This is a genomic window from Nibrella saemangeumensis (assembly GCF_039541915.1).
GTDB classification, from domain to species: Bacteria; Bacteroidota; Bacteroidia; order Cytophagales; family Spirosomataceae; genus Nibrella; species Nibrella saemangeumensis.
Genome location: NZ_BAABHD010000083.1, coordinates 262,730 through 278,948, shown reverse-complemented (window position 1 = coordinate 278,948; position 16,219 = coordinate 262,730). Strand labels below are relative to the sequence as shown.

The 16,219-nt window shown below is 48.3% G+C and carries 28 protein-coding genes; all 28 read right to left on the bottom strand.

Going from position 1 to position 16,219, the window contains the following annotated elements; all coding sequences use genetic code 11:
• Window position 1: 1 nt before the first annotated feature.
• Complete coding sequence (infA, locus tag ABD949_RS27435) at window positions 2–220, bottom strand: translation initiation factor IF-1 (protein WP_345249131.1); 219 nt, start codon at window positions 218–220, stop codon at window positions 2–4.
• A gap of 7 nt (window positions 221–227) precedes the next feature.
• Window positions 228–1,040, bottom strand: a complete 813-nt coding sequence (gene map / locus ABD949_RS27430) for a type I methionyl aminopeptidase (RefSeq protein ID WP_345249127.1) — start codon at window positions 1,038–1,040, stop codon at window positions 228–230.
• Window positions 1,041–1,054: 14 nt separating this feature from the next.
• Window positions 1,055–2,368 (bottom strand): preprotein translocase subunit SecY, encoded by a 1,314-nt coding sequence (gene secY / locus ABD949_RS27425; protein WP_345249125.1) that lies wholly within the window; start codon window positions 2,366–2,368, stop codon window positions 1,055–1,057.
• A gap of 31 nt (window positions 2,369–2,399) precedes the next feature.
• On the bottom strand, window positions 2,400–2,900 hold the full coding sequence (gene rplO / locus ABD949_RS27420; RefSeq protein ID WP_345249123.1) for a 50S ribosomal protein L15: 501 nt from the start codon (window positions 2,898–2,900) through the stop codon (window positions 2,400–2,402).
• A 12-nt stretch (window positions 2,901–2,912) separates the two neighbouring features.
• Window positions 2,913–3,092, bottom strand: a complete 180-nt coding sequence (gene rpmD / locus ABD949_RS27415; protein WP_345249121.1) for a 50S ribosomal protein L30 — start codon at window positions 3,090–3,092, stop codon at window positions 2,913–2,915.
• Between the two features lie 13 nt (window positions 3,093–3,105).
• Window positions 3,106–3,621, bottom strand: a complete 516-nt coding sequence (gene rpsE / locus ABD949_RS27410; protein ID WP_345249119.1) for a 30S ribosomal protein S5 — start codon at window positions 3,619–3,621, stop codon at window positions 3,106–3,108.
• An 8-nt stretch (window positions 3,622–3,629) separates the two neighbouring features.
• Entirely contained in the window at window positions 3,630–3,983 is a 354-nt protein-coding gene (gene rplR / locus ABD949_RS27405) for a 50S ribosomal protein L18 (RefSeq protein WP_345249117.1), read from the bottom strand.
• A 33-nt stretch (window positions 3,984–4,016) separates the two neighbouring features.
• A complete protein-coding gene (gene rplF / locus ABD949_RS27400; protein WP_345249115.1) occupies window positions 4,017–4,574 on the bottom strand; it encodes a 50S ribosomal protein L6 in 558 nt (185 codons plus the stop codon).
• A 15-nt stretch (window positions 4,575–4,589) separates the two neighbouring features.
• Complete coding sequence (rpsH, locus tag ABD949_RS27395; RefSeq protein WP_345249113.1) at window positions 4,590–4,988, bottom strand: 30S ribosomal protein S8; 399 nt, start codon at window positions 4,986–4,988, stop codon at window positions 4,590–4,592.
• A 110-nt stretch (window positions 4,989–5,098) separates the two neighbouring features.
• A complete protein-coding gene (gene rpsN / locus ABD949_RS27390) occupies window positions 5,099–5,368 on the bottom strand; it encodes a 30S ribosomal protein S14 (protein ID WP_345249111.1) in 270 nt (89 codons plus the stop codon).
• Between the two features lie 30 nt (window positions 5,369–5,398).
• Window positions 5,399–5,956, bottom strand: a complete 558-nt coding sequence (rplE, locus tag ABD949_RS27385; RefSeq protein ID WP_345249109.1) for a 50S ribosomal protein L5 — start codon at window positions 5,954–5,956, stop codon at window positions 5,399–5,401.
• Between the two features lie 41 nt (window positions 5,957–5,997).
• Window positions 5,998–6,333: a 50S ribosomal protein L24 gene (gene rplX / locus ABD949_RS27380; protein ID WP_345249107.1), complete on the bottom strand. Its 336-nt coding sequence runs from the start codon at window positions 6,331–6,333 to the stop codon at window positions 5,998–6,000.
• Between the two features lies 1 nt (window position 6,334).
• A complete protein-coding gene (gene rplN, locus ABD949_RS27375) occupies window positions 6,335–6,703 on the bottom strand; it encodes a 50S ribosomal protein L14 (protein WP_345249105.1) in 369 nt (122 codons plus the stop codon).
• Between the two features lie 3 nt (window positions 6,704–6,706).
• Window positions 6,707–6,967 (bottom strand): 30S ribosomal protein S17, encoded by a 261-nt coding sequence (rpsQ, locus tag ABD949_RS27370; RefSeq protein ID WP_345249103.1) that lies wholly within the window; start codon window positions 6,965–6,967, stop codon window positions 6,707–6,709.
• Window positions 6,968–6,994: 27 nt separating this feature from the next.
• The gene (rpmC, locus tag ABD949_RS27365) at window positions 6,995–7,198 is read right to left on the bottom strand and encodes a 50S ribosomal protein L29 (protein ID WP_345249101.1); all 204 of its coding nucleotides are present in this window, start codon (window positions 7,196–7,198) and stop codon (window positions 6,995–6,997) included.
• Window positions 7,199–7,227: 29 nt separating this feature from the next.
• The gene (gene rplP / locus ABD949_RS27360; protein WP_345249099.1) at window positions 7,228–7,656 is read right to left on the bottom strand and encodes a 50S ribosomal protein L16; all 429 of its coding nucleotides are present in this window, start codon (window positions 7,654–7,656) and stop codon (window positions 7,228–7,230) included.
• A 40-nt stretch (window positions 7,657–7,696) separates the two neighbouring features.
• A complete protein-coding gene (rpsC, locus tag ABD949_RS27355; protein WP_345249097.1) occupies window positions 7,697–8,548 on the bottom strand; it encodes a 30S ribosomal protein S3 in 852 nt (283 codons plus the stop codon).
• A 6-nt stretch (window positions 8,549–8,554) separates the two neighbouring features.
• Entirely contained in the window at window positions 8,555–8,944 is a 390-nt protein-coding gene (rplV, locus tag ABD949_RS27350) for a 50S ribosomal protein L22 (RefSeq protein ID WP_345249095.1), read from the bottom strand.
• An 82-nt stretch (window positions 8,945–9,026) separates the two neighbouring features.
• Window positions 9,027–9,305: a 30S ribosomal protein S19 gene (gene rpsS, locus ABD949_RS27345; RefSeq protein WP_345249093.1), complete on the bottom strand. Its 279-nt coding sequence runs from the start codon at window positions 9,303–9,305 to the stop codon at window positions 9,027–9,029.
• Window positions 9,306–9,312: 7 nt separating this feature from the next.
• Window positions 9,313–10,137: a 50S ribosomal protein L2 gene (gene rplB / locus ABD949_RS27340; RefSeq protein ID WP_345249091.1), complete on the bottom strand. Its 825-nt coding sequence runs from the start codon at window positions 10,135–10,137 to the stop codon at window positions 9,313–9,315.
• A 30-nt stretch (window positions 10,138–10,167) separates the two neighbouring features.
• The gene (gene rplW / locus ABD949_RS27335; protein ID WP_345249089.1) at window positions 10,168–10,455 is read right to left on the bottom strand and encodes a 50S ribosomal protein L23; all 288 of its coding nucleotides are present in this window, start codon (window positions 10,453–10,455) and stop codon (window positions 10,168–10,170) included.
• A gap of 2 nt (window positions 10,456–10,457) precedes the next feature.
• Entirely contained in the window at window positions 10,458–11,087 is a 630-nt protein-coding gene (rplD, locus tag ABD949_RS27330) for a 50S ribosomal protein L4 (protein ID WP_345249087.1), read from the bottom strand.
• A gap of 4 nt (window positions 11,088–11,091) precedes the next feature.
• Window positions 11,092–11,712, bottom strand: coding sequence for a 50S ribosomal protein L3 (rplC, locus tag ABD949_RS27325; protein ID WP_345249085.1), 621 nt, complete (start codon window positions 11,710–11,712; stop codon window positions 11,092–11,094).
• A 269-nt stretch (window positions 11,713–11,981) separates the two neighbouring features.
• Window positions 11,982–12,287 (bottom strand): 30S ribosomal protein S10, encoded by a 306-nt coding sequence (rpsJ, locus tag ABD949_RS27320; RefSeq protein WP_345249083.1) that lies wholly within the window; start codon window positions 12,285–12,287, stop codon window positions 11,982–11,984.
• A gap of 113 nt (window positions 12,288–12,400) precedes the next feature.
• Entirely contained in the window at window positions 12,401–14,503 is a 2,103-nt protein-coding gene (gene fusA, locus ABD949_RS27315) for an elongation factor G (protein WP_345249081.1), read from the bottom strand.
• Window positions 14,504–14,749: 246 nt separating this feature from the next.
• Window positions 14,750–15,217, bottom strand: a complete 468-nt coding sequence (gene rpsG / locus ABD949_RS27310; protein WP_345249079.1) for a 30S ribosomal protein S7 — start codon at window positions 15,215–15,217, stop codon at window positions 14,750–14,752.
• 72 nt (window positions 15,218–15,289) lie between these two features.
• Window positions 15,290–15,721 (bottom strand): 30S ribosomal protein S12, encoded by a 432-nt coding sequence (gene rpsL, locus ABD949_RS27305; protein WP_345249077.1) that lies wholly within the window; start codon window positions 15,719–15,721, stop codon window positions 15,290–15,292.
• Between the two features lie 113 nt (window positions 15,722–15,834).
• Window positions 15,835–16,155: a DUF3467 domain-containing protein gene (locus tag ABD949_RS27300; protein ID WP_345249075.1), complete on the bottom strand. Its 321-nt coding sequence runs from the start codon at window positions 16,153–16,155 to the stop codon at window positions 15,835–15,837.
• Window positions 16,156–16,219: the final 64 nt, after the last annotated feature.

Below are 16,219 nucleotides of genomic sequence, written 5' to 3'. Positions count from 1 at the left end.
ATTATTTATACCGATACACAATTCGTGCTTTACTCAAATCATAAGGCGACATTTCCAGCTTTACGCGGTCACCTGGTAAAATCTTGATGTAATTCATTCGCATCTTACCGGAGATGTGCGCAATCACTTCATGCTTGTTTTCCAGTTCTACCCGGAACATCGCATTTGAAAGTGCCTCTACAATAGTGCCGTCCTGTTCAATCGATGATTGTTTTGCCATATCAGGATTAAGCCGCCGTTTTTTCGTTCATTGTTATTGCCATATTCGTATTAGCCGTTACCTCTTCGATGTACTTGAACGTAGTCAAGATCTCAGGCTTGCCTTTACGAACGGCTACCGTATGTTCATAATGAGCGGAAGGCTTTCGGTCGGCGGTCCGAATAGTCCAGCCATCTCGCTCCTGAATGATACCTTTACGGCCAAAGTTAACCATCGGTTCAATCGCCAATACCATGCCCTCTTTCAATTTAGGGCCCTGACCCCGGCGACCGTAGTTCGGAACCTCTGGACTCTCATGCAGGCTTTTGCCTACACCATGCCCAACTAATTCCCGGACAACCGAGTAGCCAAAATGCTCCACATACGATTGCACCGCATAGCCTATATCGCCTATCCGACTGCCCTCTACTGCCTTATCGATTCCCAGGTAAAGGGACTCTTTCGTGCGAACAAGCAACTTTCGGATACCTGAGCTAATTTCACCGATTGGGTAGGTATAGGCACTATCGCTATGATACCCGTTTAGCTGAACGCCACAGTCAATAGAGATAATATCCCCTTCCTGCAATTCATAGCGACCAGGAATACCATGCACTACTACATCGTTTACGGAAATACAAAGCGAAGCGGGAAACTTATTGTATCCTTTAAAAGAAGGAATACCGCCGTTATCTCTTATAAACGTTTCTGCTACCCTATCGAGTTCCAGTGTAGTAATGCCAGGCCGGATTACCTTTGCCACTTCGGCATGAGCCCGACCCAGCAGATCTCCACTAATTCTGATCAGCTCGATTTCCTGATCACTTTTAAAATATATCATGGTGCCTTCTGACTTCAGGCAGCCACACTCTCGGTGCGGCCTTTTACCCGACCAGACTTCATCAAACCTTCGTACCGGCGCATTAGCAGATAACTTTCAACTTGCTGAAGTGTATCCAATACAACACCAACCATGATCAGCAGCGATGTCCCACCAAAGAACTGCGCAAAACCACTGGTCATACCAAGCAGGTTTGCAATGGCCGGTAAAATAGCTACGACTGCCAGCATAATAGCACCGGGCAAGGTAATATGATCCAGAACGGTGCCGATATACTCTGATGTTTGTATGCCTGGTTTGACCCCCGGAATAAAACCTCCACTCCGCTTCATATCGTCAGCGATTTGATTCGGGTTTACCGAAATAGCTGTATAGAAGAAAGTGAAGACGATGATCAGAAAGGCAAACAACAGATTATATTGCCATGAGGTATATGTCTGAAAAACACTCTGTATGTTAGCCGCAAAGTCACTCTTTTCAGCGAACAATCCAGCCATAAACGCTGGAACGAACATCAACGCCTGGGCAAAGATGATCGGCATTACACCGGCCGCATTTAGCTTAAGCGGCAGATATTGACGCTGTCCACCTACAACTTTATTACCAACTACCTGCTTGGCATACTGAATAGGAATTCGACGTACCGCCTGAGTCAGCAACACGGCACCCATCACCACAAAGTAAAGAGCAACCAGTTCCAGAACAAAGATCAACAGTCCCGACGTTCCCCTGGACATAGCCTCCCCAGCAATAGAACCTGGGAAACGGGATACAATACCGATCATAATCAGCATGGAAATTCCATTACCAATACCTTTGTCTGTAATTCGCTCGCCCAACCACATACAGAAAATTGTACCAGCAGTTAAGATAAATACAGACGAGATGGTAAAGAATCCACGGTCTATCAGTAAAGCTTCAGCCGGAATCGTAGTCTGCAAATAGGTTAACGCTTGTACTGCCGTAACGAATATGGTCAATATACGTGTGATCTGATTCAGCTTTTTACGACCTGACTCACCCTCTTTCTGCATTTTCTGGAAGTACGGTAACGCCAGAGTAAGCAGCTGAATAGCAATAGATGCCGAAATGTACGGCATAATACCCAGTGCAAAAATGGATGCGTTACTGAAGGCTCCTCCCAGGAATGTATCCAGTAGACCTAATAACCCAGAAGGGTTCAGATTTAAGCGATCCGGATCAACGCCAGGAAGCACTATGTGCGTACCCAGACGAAACACCGTGATGAACAATAGAGTATTAAGAATACGGGTTCTCAACTCTTCTATTGAGAATATATTCTTCAGAGTGGTGATGAATCGGTTCATAAATGATCGGTTCGATCGTTGCCTTTATCAGTTATTGATTCGGCGTTTCTGCTGCTGCTGAACGCTGTAATACAGTTACTTTACCGCGTAATACAGTTACTTTACCGCCTGCTTTTTCAATCGCTTCTTTCGCAGATGCAGAGAATGCATTTGCTTTCACTTCCACGGCAGCCGACAAAGTACCACGATTCAATACTTTGACCAGATCATTCTTTCCGGCCAGACCATTCTCCAACAACAATGCAATGTCTACAACGGTTGCATTCGTCTTCTCTACCAGTGTCTGGATGGTATCCAAATTGATCGGCTTGTATTCAACGCGGGTCGGATTATTAAATCCAAACTTTGGAACCCGACGCTGAAGTGGCATCTGACCACCTTCAAAATGTAATTTCTGGCTATAACCAGACCGGGAACCAGCCCCTTTGTGGCCGCGGGTAGATGTACCACCCATTCCTGAACCCTGGCCGCGCCCGACTCGCTTACGCTCTTTTACGGAACCTTTAGCCGGTTTTAAGGTACTTAAATTCATTTGTTCGTATGATTAGATCTCTTCTACTCTCACCAAATGCTGTACTTTACGGATAACACCAGCCGTCGAATCGTTATTTTCCAACTCGATACTGCGGTTGATTTTTCCTAGGCCCAGCGCCTTTATGGCCAACTTCTGCGTCTGCGGACGCTTAATTGTACTTTTAATCTGCGTGATTCTTACCCGTGCCATTTGCTTCGGAAATTTAACCGTTAAATACTTTGGCGAGCGATACCTGACGCTGGAAAGCTACCTGATGCGGGGCACGCATCTTGATCAAGGCATCAATTGTCGCCTTAACTACGTTGTGCGGGTTTGATGAACCTTTTGATTTCGCCAATACGTCACGAACTCCGGCGCTTTCCAGGACCGCACGCATAGCACCACCAGCAATTACACCCGTTCCCGGAGCCGCCGGCTTGAGCAGGACAAAACCACCGCTGAACTTACCGTGCATTTCATGCGGTACAGTGTGTTTCAGCAAAGGAACCTGAACCAGGTTCTTCTTTGCATCTTCTACACCTTTGGCAATAGCATCCGTTACTTCATTGGCTTTACCCAATCCGTAACCTACTACCCCGTTACCATCTCCTACTACAACGATTGCCGAGAAACTGAATCGACGACCGCCTTTTACTACCTTGGCTACACGGTTGATAGCAACCACGCGCTCTTTAAGGTCAGCCTCGTTTACTTTTGAAGGTCTTGCGTTCGTTACCATTCTATTGATTAGAATTTGAGGCCACCCTCACGGGCTCCATCGGCCAATGCTTTTACTTTACCGTGATACAGATACCCGTTGCGGTCAAAAACAACAGCGTTGATGTTGCCGGCTGTTGCTTTCTCTGCCAACCGCTGACCCACCAGTTTGGCGGTCTCCACAGTAAAGCCATTTACTTCGCTTTTCAGCTCCTGAGATGAAACACTCACCAGCGTACGGCCTTGCACATCATCAATCAGTTGAGCATAAATTGCTTTATTCGAGCGAAAAACGGATAAACGGGGGCGCTCGGCCGTTCCGGATACTTTAGAACGGATTGAGTACTTAACCCGCTGTCTTCTGTCTTGCTTTGTTGTTGCCATGTTATTTGATACCAACCAAATTGGCTTACTTCATTATTTCTTAGAAGCTGATTTACCAGCCTTACGACGAACGTTCTCGCCGACGAACCGAATACCTTTTCCTTTGTAAGGCTCAACCTTACGCAAGGAGCGGATTTTAGCGGCTACATCACCAATCAATTGCTTATCTATACCTTCCAGAATGACCTTTGGATTCTGGCCTTTTTCGGTAACCGCCGTCACTTTTACTTCAGATGGTACAGCTACAAACACATTGTGTGAGAAGCCGAGGTTCAACTCCAGCACGTTATTGGCAACAGAGGCTTTGTAACCTACACCAATGATTTCAAGATCGGTGCGGTAGCCGGTGCTTACACCAACAACCATATTGTTCACCAGCGCACGATACAAACCATGCAGCGCCTTATGACGCTTCTGCTCTGTCGGGCGGGTAACTCTTATCTGGCCATCCTCAACAGCCACCTGAATATCCGGATCAACCGGCTGGGTCAGGGTACCTTTTGGACCTTTTACCGTCACAACGTTGCTGTCGTCAACGGACAACGAAACGCCGGAAGGTATCGCGATAATTTTCTTTCCTACGCGTGACATAATGCTAACTCCACATTAATAAACGTAACACAATACCTCGCCACCTACATTCATGGTACGGGCTTCTTTGTCGGTCATTACCCCCTTAGAGGTAGAGACGATAGCCACGCCAAGGCCGTTCAGGATGCGGGGCAGATGATCGGCTCCGCGGTACTGACGCAAGCCAGGACGGCTTACCCGCTGTAAATCTACAATCGCGGGCTGTTTCGTAACCGGATTGTACTTCAAGGCGATCTTAATAAGGCCTTGGGGTCCGGTTTCGTCAAATTTGTAGTTCTGTATATAACCTTTCTCGTACAGAACTTTGGTGATCTCCTTCTTTATATTGGAAGCAGGGATTTCCACAACCCGGTGCTTAGCCCGGATGGCGTTTCTGAGACGGGTCAGATAGTCTGCTATGGGATCTGTATTCATTTCAGCAAGAATTTACCTGCAAACCCCTGTTTCTTAAAAGAGTTTGCAAAATTACGGAAACTGAATTACAAAAGAAAATGATTGGTGCCTACACTTCAGGAAGCGTGTGCTTACCAGCTTGCTTTTGTTACGCCAGGGATTTTACCAGCACCGGCCATCTCGCGGAATGTTACCCGTGAAATACCGAATTTGCGCATGTAGCCCCGTGGACGGCCTGTCAGCTTGCAACGGTTGTGTAACCGCACTGGAGAAGCGTTGCGCGGCAGTTTGTCCAACGCAAGATAATCACCGGCAGCTTTCAGCGCAGCACGCTTTTGAGCGTATTTGGCAACCAGTCGTTCCCGTTTGCGCTCTCTTGCTTTTACTGATTCTTTAGCCATAAAAAGATATGCCTTTACAGTTTCTTTTGATTATTTTTTGCTGCTGTCGGCGAAGGGAAGACCCAGAGCTTTCAACAATGCCAGACTTTCGGCGTCGGTACGGGCAGTCGTAACAAACGTGATATCCATTCCCGAAATACGGTTTACCTTATCAATACTGATTTCGGGGAAGATAATCTGCTCTTTCACACCGAAGGTATAGTTACCACGTCCATCGAACCCTTTGTCGCTGATGCCCCGGAAGTCGCGCACGCGCGGCAGAGCTACAGCCGTTAACCGGTCCAGAAATTCATACATCCGGTCGCCCCGCAGCGTTACTTTCGCTCCAATAGGCATTCCTTCACGCAGTTTGAAGTTAGATACCGCTTTCTTAGAGATGGTAGGAACAGCCTTCTGGCCGGTGATCAGCGTCAGCTCATCAACTCCTACGTCTACTAACTTCTTATCAGCTACGGCAGCTCCGATACCTTTGTTGATGACGATCTTGCTCAGTCTCGGTACCTGCATCACAGATTTATACTGAAACTTGTCGCTCAACTCGGAGACTACCTCTTTTACGTATTTTTCTTTTAATCTTGGCGTTGCCACGTTCTGATGTCATTTAAAGATGTCAGCTAACCAAACTCTGATTAGATGAAGTTGCCGGACTTCTTGGAGAACCGCTGCAATTTCCCTTTATCATTCAGGCGACGGCCCGTACGGGTTGCCTCACCAGTTGCGGGATCCACCACCATCAGGTTACTGATGTGAATAGAACCTTCTACCTTTTCCAGGCTTCCCTGCGGATTAGCGGCAGTTGGCTTCAAATGCTTGGTAATCATATTGACGCCTTCTACAACCGCCCGATCTTTCTCAACCAGCACCTTTTGTACAACACCGGTCTGGCCTTTTGAGTTGCCGGAGATTACTTTTACCGTATCGCCGGTCTTGATATGAAACTTGTGACTCTGTGTCTTCTTTTCCATATTAAAGCACCTCCGGAGCTAACGATACAATTTTCATAAACTGCTTCTCGCGCAATTCGCGGGCCACCGGTCCGAAGATCCGGGTTCCGCGTGGTTCGTCGTTGTTGTTCAGCAGAACAGCCGCGTTATCCTCAAAGCGGATGTACGAACCGTCTTTCCGGCGAACTTCTTTCTTCGTCCGAACGACTACGGCTTTAGAGACCGTACCCTTCTTCATATTGCTGGACGACAGAGCCGATTTTACCGTAACCACGATTTTATCACCTACCGATGCATAACGCTTGCCCGTGCCGCCCAAGACGCGGATAACGAGCACCTCTTTAGCGCCACTGTTATCGGCTACACTTAGTCTTGATTCTTGCTGTACCATGGCTTATTTCGCCTTTTCAATGATTTCGACTAATCTCCAACGCTTGTTCTTGCTCAGCGGACGAGTCTCCATAATGCGGACTGTGTCGCCAATGTTACAATCGTTATTCTCGTCATGCGCCATAAACTTCTTCGTCTTGTGCATGAACTTTCCGTACATCGGATGCTTTACTTTCCGGTCAACGGATACCGTGATGGACTTCTCCATCTTGTTGCTGACCACGCGCCCGATCCGCTCTTTTCTTACGTTTCTCTCTTGTTCCATAATTCAGTATAGGAATGAGTGAAGTCCTTAGCTGTTTTGTGTCTGGCGCGTCTTCAGAGTTAACTCCGTGTACAGACGAGCGATAAGTTTGCGGCTCTCGCGGATACGCATCGGATTTTCGACGGGCGAGATAGCGTGGGCAAACTTCAGTTTCAGCAGTCGTTCTTTCTCTGCATTGATCTGCTCCTGCAATTGCTCTACAGATAATGCTTTAATTTCGTTCTTTTTCATGACAACCGTTTTGAAAAAAGTACGCTAGGTTAATCTTCAACTTCTTGATAATCCCGGCGTACGACAAACTTGGTGCGAACCGGCAGTTTCTGAGCCGCCAAACGCAGGGCTTCACTCGCCGTGGCCAAGTCAACTCCGGTTGCTTCAAACATAATGGTCCCCGGTTTCACAACCGCTACCCAGTATTCGGGAGCACCTTTACCTTTACCCATCCGAACTTCGGCCGGCTTCTTGGTAATCGGCTTGTCAGGGAAGATACGAATCCAAACCTGACCTTCCCGTTTCATAGCCCGTGTTACAGAAATACGGGCTGCTTCGATCTGACGTGCCGTAATCCGGCCCGGCTCCAGGGATTTGATCGCGAACGTACCAAAGGCTATCTGGTGACCACGCGAGGCAATTCCTTTAATCCGGCCTTTCTGCTGCTTACGGAACTTGGTTCTTCTTGGCTGTAACATCGCTACTCAATGCTTATGATACGGCTATTAAGCCTTTCTGTTATCTTCTATTACCTCCGCCACGGTTACCACCACCACGGTTGTTTCCACCGCCACGGCGATCACCACCACGGTCACCACCGCCACCGCGCTCGTTGCGGTTCCGGCCACGGTCGCCACCTTCGCGGTCACCGCGTCCACGGCGATCGCCACGGTCACCACCACGGTCGCTGCTACGCTCGCCGGCTGCGGCTGCAGTAGCCAGAGCGGCAGGAGTCAAGTCACGCTTACCGTACACTTCCCCTTTGAACACCCAAACCTTAATACCGATCTTACCGTATATGGTTTGTGCTTCCGAGATAGCGTAGTCAATATCAGCCCGCAGAGTGTGCAGGGGTACACGACCTTCTTTGTACTGCTCGGTACGTGCCATCTCGGCACCACCTAAACGACCCGATACTTTTACCTTGATACCCTGAGCGCCAACCCGCATAGCGGAGTTGATGGCCTGCTTCATCGCCCGGCGGTACGAGATCCGCGCTTCGAGCTGCTGAGCAATGGCTTCCCCAATCAGTTTGGCATCAATTTCAGGACGCTTAATTTCAAAGATGTTGATCTGAACGTCCTTACCAGTAATCTTCTTGAGCTCTTCTTTGATCTTATCAACCTCACCACCGCCTTTACCGATAACGATACCCGGACGAGCCGTGTGAATCGTTAAGGTAATCCGCTTCAGTGTACGCTCAATCACCACCCGGGCGATAGCCCCTTTCGGGATACGCGCCTGGATATATTTTCTGATTTTTTCGTCTTCAATCAGTTTATCGGAAAACTCCTTGCCGCCATACCAGCTTGACTCCCATCCTTTGACGATGCCAAGCCGAAGGCCTACCGGGTTAACTTTCTGTCCCATTCCGTATTATTCGTTTTCTGATGTTTCCGTATTCAGTTCGATTGCGGGCTGAGCGTTGGCGCTGTCAATCACAATAGTGATGTGATTTGACCGCTTCCGGATCCGGTGACCACGTCCCTGCGGAGCAGGCCGCAGACGCTTCAGCATCGGACCTCCGTCTACAAAGATGGTCTTGATGAACAAGTCAGCTTCCTCAATGCGAACATCCTCATTTTTCTGCTGCCAGTTAGCTACTGCCGAAAGCAGCACTTTCTGCAGCGTGGCAGCTCCGGACTGGGGCTGATACCGCAGGACACCCAAAGCCTGGCTTACTCTCTGGCCGCGGATCAGATCGGCGATCAGCCGCATCTTACGGGGAGAGGTGGGTACATTTCTCAGCTTTGCTATTGCTTCCATTTTAGTCTTCAGTTTGCAGTCTGCAGTTCGCAGTAAAAAGAAGGTTTTGTGCCAACTATTTACTGCCTACTGCCAACTAACTTTATCTCTTGCCCTTGTCTTTTTTCGCAACGTGACCCCGGAAGTTACGGGTAGGAGCAAACTCGCCGAGCTTATGTCCCACCATGTTTTCCGTTACATACACCGGAATAAACTTATTGCCGTTGTGTACAGCAAACGTGTGACCCACGAAATCCGGTGAAATCATCGAACGGCGAGACCAGGTCTTGATAACTGACTTCTTGCCCGAGTCATTCATGGTCTGAACCTTATTGTCCAGACGAAAGTCTATATAAGGGCCTTTCTTTAGTGAACGTGCCATTTATCTATTACTTTTTCCTTCTGCTAATAATCAGCTTGTTCGACTGCTTCTTCGGGCTACGGGTTTTCTTACCCTTCGCATACAGGCCGGTTCGTGAACGCGGGTGACCACCAGATGCCCGGCCTTCACCACCACCCATCGGGTGATCGATCGGGTTCATGGCCACACCCCGTACCCGGGGACGAATACCCAGCCAACGATTACGACCAGCTTTACCGATCGTTACGTTCATGTGATCTGCGTTAGATACAGAACCTACAGTAGCCTGGCAAACAGACAGTACCATCCGCATTTCGCCTGACGGCATCCGCAAAACGGCGTATTTATCTTCACGAGCTACCAACTGAGCGTACGTACCGGCGCTACGTGCCAGAACGCCACCTTTGCCCGGCTGCATTTCGATATTGTGTACGATAGTACCAATCGGCATGGAGCCCAGCGGCAGAGAGTTTCCTACGTCTGGCGTAGCTCCGGCACCAGCCAAAATTTGCTGACCTACAGTCAAGCCCTGCGGAGCCAGGATGTAGCGTTTTTCGCCGTCGGTATACTCGATAAGTGCGATACGAGCCGAACGGTTAGGATCGTACTCGATTGTTGCTACTGTTCCAGGAATACCTGTTTTATTGCGTTTGAAGTCGATAATCCGGTAGTGACGCTTGTGACCACCACCAATGTATCGCATGGTCCGACGGCCCTGGCTGTTACGGCCACCCGATTTTTTGATCGGGGCTAACAGGCTCTTCTCTGGCTTGTCGGTTGTTATCTCCGCGAAGTCAGGGGCAACCCGAAAGCGCTGACTCGGCGTTGTTGGTTTAAGTTTCTTAACTCCCATGGTTCTATATTACATTGTCAACCAGCCCGCTTATACTTCAGCGTAGATATCAATTACTTCGCCTTCGGCAACGGTAACGATAGCTTTTTTGGTGGTTGAGGTGGTCCCTGATACAATACGGCCGTTTACGTTTTTCGATTTTTTCTTACCAAGCTGACGCAGGGTACGAACACCTTCTACACGCACACCATACATTTTTTCAACTGCCTTGCGGATCTCTACTTTGTTCGCTTTCAGATCAACCTCGAAGGCATACTGACCTTTTTTGTTCAGGTCAGTCATTTTCTCTGTTAGGATCGGTCTCTTTAATACGCTCATGATTATTTCTCCAGTAGAGTTTGCAGTCTGTTCAGCGCTTCCGTGCTGATCAGCAGTTGATCGGCATTCATCAGGTCATAGGTAGTTACCTGATTAGCGGTAGTTACTTTAGCTTTCGGTACATTCCGGCCCGACAGAACCACGTTCTTGTCTACATCAGGCAGAATCAGCAGTGTCTTCCGGTCAGAGGCAGATAGGGCGCTCAGCATTTCGATGTACGATTTGGTCTTGGGAGCGTCAAACGTAAAGTCTTCCAGAACCGATACATTATTTGCTTGAGCCTTTACTGCCAGCGCCGAGATGCGCGCCAGTGATTTTACTTTCTTGTTCAGCTTGAAGCTGTAATCACGGGGACGAGGACCAAAAATCCGGCCACCTCCAATGAATACCGGTGACTTAATGCTACCCGCACGGGCCCCACCTGTACCTTTTTGCTTCTTGATCTTACGTGTAGAGTGGTTGATTTCTGCACGCTCTTTCGCCTTATGAGTTCCTTGACGCTGGTTAGCCAGATACTGCTTAACGTCCAGGTAAATTGCGTGCGTGTTGGGTTCGATACCGAAAATCTCTTCCGGCAGCGTTACCTTCTTGCCCGTATCCTCCCCCTTACTGTTATATACGACTACTTCCATGACCTTACTTCTCGATAATTACGAATGAATTCTTGGCACCCGGAACCGAACCACTAATAACCAGCAGATTTTGTTCGGGCAACACTCTCAACACACGGAGGTTTTGCACCTTTACACGATTACCGCCCATCCGGCCGGCCATACGAATGCCTTTGAATACGCGCGAGGGGAACGAACACGCACCAATTGAACCTGGGTGACGCTGGCGGTTGTGCTGACCATGAGTCTGGCCACCAACCCCAGCAAAACCATGACGTTTAACTACCCCCTGGAAGCCGCGGCCTTTGGCAGTGCCGACAACATCCACGAAGTCGCCTTCTCCGAACACATCGGCTACCGCCAGTGTATCGCCTAAGTTGAACTCCTGGTTGAACTCTTTAAACTCAACCAGTTTGCGCTTTGGGGTCGTACCGGCCTTCTTGAAGTGGCCCAGCAGAGGCCCATTCGTGCGCTTCTCTTTCTTTTCGCCGTAACCCAACTGAACAGCGGCATAGCCGTCTTTGTCTTCAGTCTTTACTTGTGTTACGACACAGGGACCCGTTTCGATAACTGTACATGCCAGAGCCTGCCCGTCCGCATTGTACACGCTGGTCATCCCTATCTTTTTTCCAATCAAACCAGACATACTTGTTTGTTACTAAAAAGCAGGTAAAATGAATAAATGTTAAGTCCGTAAAAACGGAGTGCAAAGTTAGACAGATTAAAACTAGCATCCAAGCTGGTATCTGTCTAATTCTCAACTAATCCGGCGTAAACAAAGAAGGCCAGGCGTAATACACCTGACCTCTTGTGGCAGCACACACTCCCGAAAGAGCTCGCTTACCTAAAAGTCAGATGTGGTTTCCGAAAGGACCTTCATCCGAGTATGTCGGAAGCCGTTGAGACGGCCGTTACTTACACTTTAATCTCTACGTCAACACCGCTGGGAAGCTCAAGCTTCATCAGGGCGTCAACCGTTTTGGCGCTGGTCGAGTAGATATCTACCAAACGCTTGTAGGTGCAGAGTTGGAACTGCTCACGTGATTTCTTGTTCACGTGAGGAGAACGCAGTACCGTGTAAATTTCTTTGTCGGTCGGCAGAGGAATAGGACCGCTTACAATAGCACCAGTAGCCTTTACCGCCTTAACAATTTTCTCTGAAGACTTATCAACCAGGTTGTGATCAAACGACTTCAGCTTAATGCGAATTTTTTGGTTCATGATAATTAGTGAGATTCCGAAACGAGTGTGTCCCCGAAAGAACCATTTGCTCCGTTGACACAAAAATCGGGTGGCAAAGTTAGCTATTTACCACCCGATTGTCAAATTTATTTTTAAGCAGTTACCGTGCCTTTTGACTTGGTTACCACCGTTTCTGCAATGTTCTGCGGTACGATCTCGTAGTGCGAGAATGTCAGGTTAGCCGTTGCCCGGCCAGATGACATCGTGCGCAGGTCAGTTACGTAACCAAACAGTTCCGACAGCGGAACGTCAGCCTTGATAACCTGTGAACCGGCACGAGAATCCATACCTTTCATGATACCCCGGCGACGATTCAGGTCACCCGTGATCGGACCCGTGTATTCTTCAGGAGTCAGAACTTCTACAGCCATGATTGGCTCCAGCAGTTTCGGACCAGCATGACGGGCAGCTTCCCGGAAACCGATACGCGCAGCTAGTTCAAACGACAGTGAGTCAGAGTCAACGTCGTGGTATGAGCCGTGGAACAGCCGGACTTTCATAGAATCCAACGGATAACCGGCCAACGGGCCGTTCACCATTGCTTCCTGGAATCCTTTCTGTACCGCTGGGATGAATTCGCGAGGAATCACACCACCCACAATAGCATTTTCGAACTCCAGACCCGGTTTACCCTCTTCGCCAGGCATAATTTCAAACACAATGTCAGCGAACTTACCGCGACCACCTGTTTGCTTTTTGTATACCTCACGGTGTTCGAACTTCTTGGTCAACGTCTCTTTGTACGCCACCTGCGGAGCACCCTGGTTTACTTCCACCTTGAATTCACGACGCATCCGGTCAATGATAATTTCGAGGTGTAATTCACCCATACCGCGGATGATCGTCTGCCCAGTCTCTTCATTACTCTCAACCTTCAGGGTCGGATCTTCTTCGATCAGCTTACCAATTGCCTTTGAGAAGTTGTCCTGGTCGGCTGACTTCTTCGGCTCAATGGCATAACCAATAACCGGATCAGGGAACAGCATTGATTCCAAAACAATCGGGTTCTTCTCTTCGCAGAGGGTGTCACCCGTTTTAATGTCTTTGAAACCAACAACCGCACCGATATCACCAGCCCGCAGCTTATCAATCTGATTCTGCTTATTGGCGTGCATCTGGAAAATACGGGAGATACGCTCTTTGTTACCTGAACGTGTGTTCAAGACATAAGAACCTGAATCAAGCGCACCTGAGTATACACGAACAAAGCACAGACGACCAACATAGGGATCCGTAGCAATCTTGAACGCCAGTGCAGCAAACGGATCTGTTTCTGTCGGGTGACGAACTACCTCCTGATCAGTATTCGGGTTTGTACCTTTAATCTCAGGCTTATCGAGTGGTGACGGCAGCAGGGCCATCACATAATCGAGCATAGTCTGAACACCTTTATTTTTGAAAGAAGAACCACACAACATCGGTACCACTTTCATGGCGATAGTTGCCTCGCGGAGTGCCTTCAGAATTTCGTCTTCTGTAATCGAAGAGGGATCGTCAAAATACTTCTCCATCAGAGTATCGTCGAATTCAGCAACAGCTTCAAGCAGCTTCTCGCGCCATTCGGTTGCTTCCTCTATCATATCATCCGGAATAGGAACCTCGGTAAAGGTCATTCCTTTATCGTGCTCATTCCAGACAATACCACGAAAGTTAACCAGATCAACTACACCTTTGAAGTTCTCTTCAGCGCCAATCGGCAACTGCAGAGGAACGGCGTGGCTACCCAGCATTTCCCGTACCTGCTTAACTACGTTCAGGAAGTCAGCACCGGCACGGTCCATTTTATTAACGAAACCAAGACGGGCTACGTTATAGTTGTTAGCCAGACGCCAGTTGGTTTCTGACTGCGGTTCAACGCCATCAACAGCACTGAACAGGAACACCAGGCCGTCTAATACCCGTAAAGAACGGTTTACCTCCACCGTGAAATCCACGTGGCCCGGCGTGTCAATGATGTTTACGTGATAATTTTCATCCCGGTACTTCCAGTTAACCGTAGTAGCAGCGGAGGTGATAGTAATACCACGCTCTTGCTCCTGCTCCATCCAGTCCATGGTGGCGGCACCTTCGTGCACTTCTCCGATTTTGTGGCTTACCCCAGCGTAGTAGAGAATCCGCTCCGTCGTGGTCGTTTTGCCAGCATCGATGTGGGCAGCGATACCGATGTTTCGTAGGTATCGAAGATCAGTTGCCATATTGTTTCGTGTTACTAAGATTTGCTTGTTGAGACAAAAAGTGATAGCCGGGCGACCAGCGTGAACACTTTTATAAATCAGGACGCAAAATTACTAAAAATCAATGAATAAACCAACTCCCGCTTAGAAACTAACCGAAGATTAATGAAGACTTAATCAAGCTAAATTTATATTTCTATACGTCACTATATAAAACAAAAGCCTCCCTACAGCGGGAGGCTTTTGTAGTAATATCTGCCTACCAAATTAGAAGCGGAAATGAGAGAACGCTTTATTAGCTTCTGCCATGCGGTGGGTATCATCCTTCTTCTTCACGGCAGCGCCTTCGCCTTTTGAAGCAGCAATTATTTCAGCAGCCAGACGATCAACCATGGTTTTCTCACCACGTGACCGGGCATACTTAATCAACCACTTCATGCCTACTGACACTTTCCGATCTGGACGTACTTCCGTCGGAACCTGAAAGGTAGCACCACCTACCCGGCGGCTTTTTACCTCTACCGATGGCATTACATTATTTAAAGCCTTTTTCCAGATCTCCAGACCATTGTCGTTTGTACGTTTCTCAACGACCGCCAATGCATCATAGAAAATGGTATAGGCAATGCTTTTCTTACCCTCATACATGAGGTTATTCACAAACTTAGTCACCAGTACTTCCTTGTATTTAGGATCTGGCAACACATATCTTTTGGGCGGTTTAGCCTTTCTCATGGATCTTCAGATTTTTGATCTTACTCTGGGCGTACTCTTCCAACGCTCAGTTCAAACCTTGCTTGTTATTGATTACTTCTTTTTACCTTTTGCCGGTGCACCTTTACCGCCTTTTGCTGCCGGCGCTTGTCCTGGCTTCGGACGCTTGGTTCCGTACTTAGAGCGAGCCTGCAGACGGCCGTTTACACCGGCAGTATCCAGGGCACCCCGGATGATGTGATAACGAACACCCGGCAAATCTTTTACCCGGCCACCACGAATCAGCACGATTGAGTGCTCCTGCAGGTTGTGACCTTCTCCCGGGATATAGGCATTCACTTCTTTCCCGTTCGTCAGACGAACACGGGCTACTTTACGAAGAGCCGAGTTTGGCTTCTTAGGGGTTGTCGTATACACCCGCGTACACACGCCCCGGCGCTGCGGGCACGCATCCAAAGCCGGTGATTTAGACTTAAATTCCAGCTTCTCTCTGCCCTTTCTAACTAATTGTTGTATGGTAGGCATTTAACTTGATTGTTTACAAAAAAGATAGTCCTCTCGAATTTCGGACTGCAAAATTAGATAAAATGTCTTGAAAACCAAAAGCAAATCAGTGAATTAATTTACTAGTGTGGCAATTAAGCCTCACCCACAGGCCCGCCAAATCCGGTTGGAAACCGGAACGAATCATCGGCCTGGCGAATAGTGCCAAAGCTATCTTCGTACTTCCGGATATTTTCCTTCAAAGCCGCCAGGAGCCGCTTAGCATGTTCGGGTGTCAGAATAATACGGGACTTTACTTTGGCTTTGGGAATACCCGGCATCAAACGGATAAAGTCAAGAATAAACTCACTATTGGAGTGAGCAATCATAGCCAGGTTAGCATAAATCCCCTCAGCGATATCTTCTGATAGTTCAACATCAATAGAACCTTCAGGGTTTGGCTGCTCCATTTCCATAGTCAACTATTTTGTTTAAGACTGATTAGTAAAACAGCGGTCAGGTATAGCAATACCCGACCGC

Excerpts from the sequence above, each read along its gene's own strand:
- rplC (WP_345249085.1), bottom strand. The coding sequence starts at position 11,712 with ATGTCTGGTTTGATTGGAAAAAAGATAGGGATGACCAGCGTGTACAAT.
- rpsC (WP_345249097.1), bottom strand. The coding sequence starts at position 8,548 with ATGGGACAGAAAGTTAACCCGGTAGGCCTTCGGCTTGGCATCGTCAAA.
- rpsE (WP_345249119.1), bottom strand. The coding sequence starts at position 3,621 with ATGGTAACGAACGCAAGACCTTCAAAAGTAAACGAGGCTGACCTTAAA.
- rpmD (WP_345249121.1), bottom strand. The coding sequence starts at position 3,092 with ATGGCACGGGTAAGAATCACGCAGATTAAAAGTACAATTAAGCGTCCG.
- rplB (WP_345249091.1), bottom strand. The coding sequence starts at position 10,137 with ATGGGAGTTAAGAAACTTAAACCAACAACGCCGAGTCAGCGCTTTCGG.
- rpmC (WP_345249101.1), bottom strand. The coding sequence starts at position 7,198 with ATGAAAAAGAACGAAATTAAAGCATTATCTGTAGAGCAATTGCAGGAG.
- secY (WP_345249125.1), bottom strand. The coding sequence starts at position 2,368 with ATGAACCGATTCATCACCACTCTGAAGAATATATTCTCAATAGAAGAG.
- rplO (WP_345249123.1), bottom strand. The coding sequence starts at position 2,900 with ATGAATTTAAGTACCTTAAAACCGGCTAAAGGTTCCGTAAAAGAGCGT.
- map (WP_345249127.1), bottom strand. The coding sequence starts at position 1,040 with ATGATATATTTTAAAAGTGATCAGGAAATCGAGCTGATCAGAATTAGT.
- rplN (WP_345249105.1), bottom strand. The coding sequence starts at position 6,703 with ATGGTACAGCAAGAATCAAGACTAAGTGTAGCCGATAACAGTGGCGCT.
- rplX (WP_345249107.1), bottom strand. The coding sequence starts at position 6,333 with ATGGAAAAGAAGACACAGAGTCACAAGTTTCATATCAAGACCGGCGAT.
- infA (WP_345249131.1), bottom strand. The coding sequence starts at position 220 with ATGGCAAAACAATCATCGATTGAACAGGACGGCACTATTGTAGAGGCA.
- rpsG (WP_345249079.1), bottom strand. The coding sequence starts at position 15,217 with ATGAGAAAGGCTAAACCGCCCAAAAGATATGTGTTGCCAGATCCTAAA.
- rpsQ (WP_345249103.1), bottom strand. The coding sequence starts at position 6,967 with ATGGAACAAGAGAGAAACGTAAGAAAAGAGCGGATCGGGCGCGTGGTC.
- rplP (WP_345249099.1), bottom strand. The coding sequence starts at position 7,656 with ATGTTACAGCCAAGAAGAACCAAGTTCCGTAAGCAGCAGAAAGGCCGG.
- ABD949_RS27300 (WP_345249075.1), bottom strand. The coding sequence starts at position 16,155 with ATGGAAATGGAGCAGCCAAACCCTGAAGGTTCTATTGATGTTGAACTA.
- rpsS (WP_345249093.1), bottom strand. The coding sequence starts at position 9,305 with ATGGCACGTTCACTAAAGAAAGGCCCTTATATAGACTTTCGTCTGGAC.
- rplV (WP_345249095.1), bottom strand. The coding sequence starts at position 8,944 with ATGGAAGCAATAGCAAAGCTGAGAAATGTACCCACCTCTCCCCGTAAG.
- rplR (WP_345249117.1), bottom strand. The coding sequence starts at position 3,983 with ATGGCAACAACAAAGCAAGACAGAAGACAGCGGGTTAAGTACTCAATC.
- rplD (WP_345249087.1), bottom strand. The coding sequence starts at position 11,087 with ATGGAAGTAGTCGTATATAACAGTAAGGGGGAGGATACGGGCAAGAAG.
- rplW (WP_345249089.1), bottom strand. The coding sequence starts at position 10,455 with ATGAGCGTATTAAAGAGACCGATCCTAACAGAGAAAATGACTGACCTG.
- rplF (WP_345249115.1), bottom strand. The coding sequence starts at position 4,574 with ATGTCACGCGTAGGAAAGAAAATTATCGCGATACCTTCCGGCGTTTCG.
- rpsJ (WP_345249083.1), bottom strand. The coding sequence starts at position 12,287 with ATGAACCAAAAAATTCGCATTAAGCTGAAGTCGTTTGATCACAACCTG.
- rpsL (WP_345249077.1), bottom strand. The coding sequence starts at position 15,721 with ATGCCTACCATACAACAATTAGTTAGAAAGGGCAGAGAGAAGCTGGAA.
- fusA (WP_345249081.1), bottom strand. The coding sequence starts at position 14,503 with ATGGCAACTGATCTTCGATACCTACGAAACATCGGTATCGCTGCCCAC.
- rpsN (WP_345249111.1), bottom strand. The coding sequence starts at position 5,368 with ATGGCTAAAGAATCAGTAAAAGCAAGAGAGCGCAAACGGGAACGACTG.
- rpsH (WP_345249113.1), bottom strand. The coding sequence starts at position 4,988 with ATGAATACAGATCCCATAGCAGACTATCTGACCCGTCTCAGAAACGCC.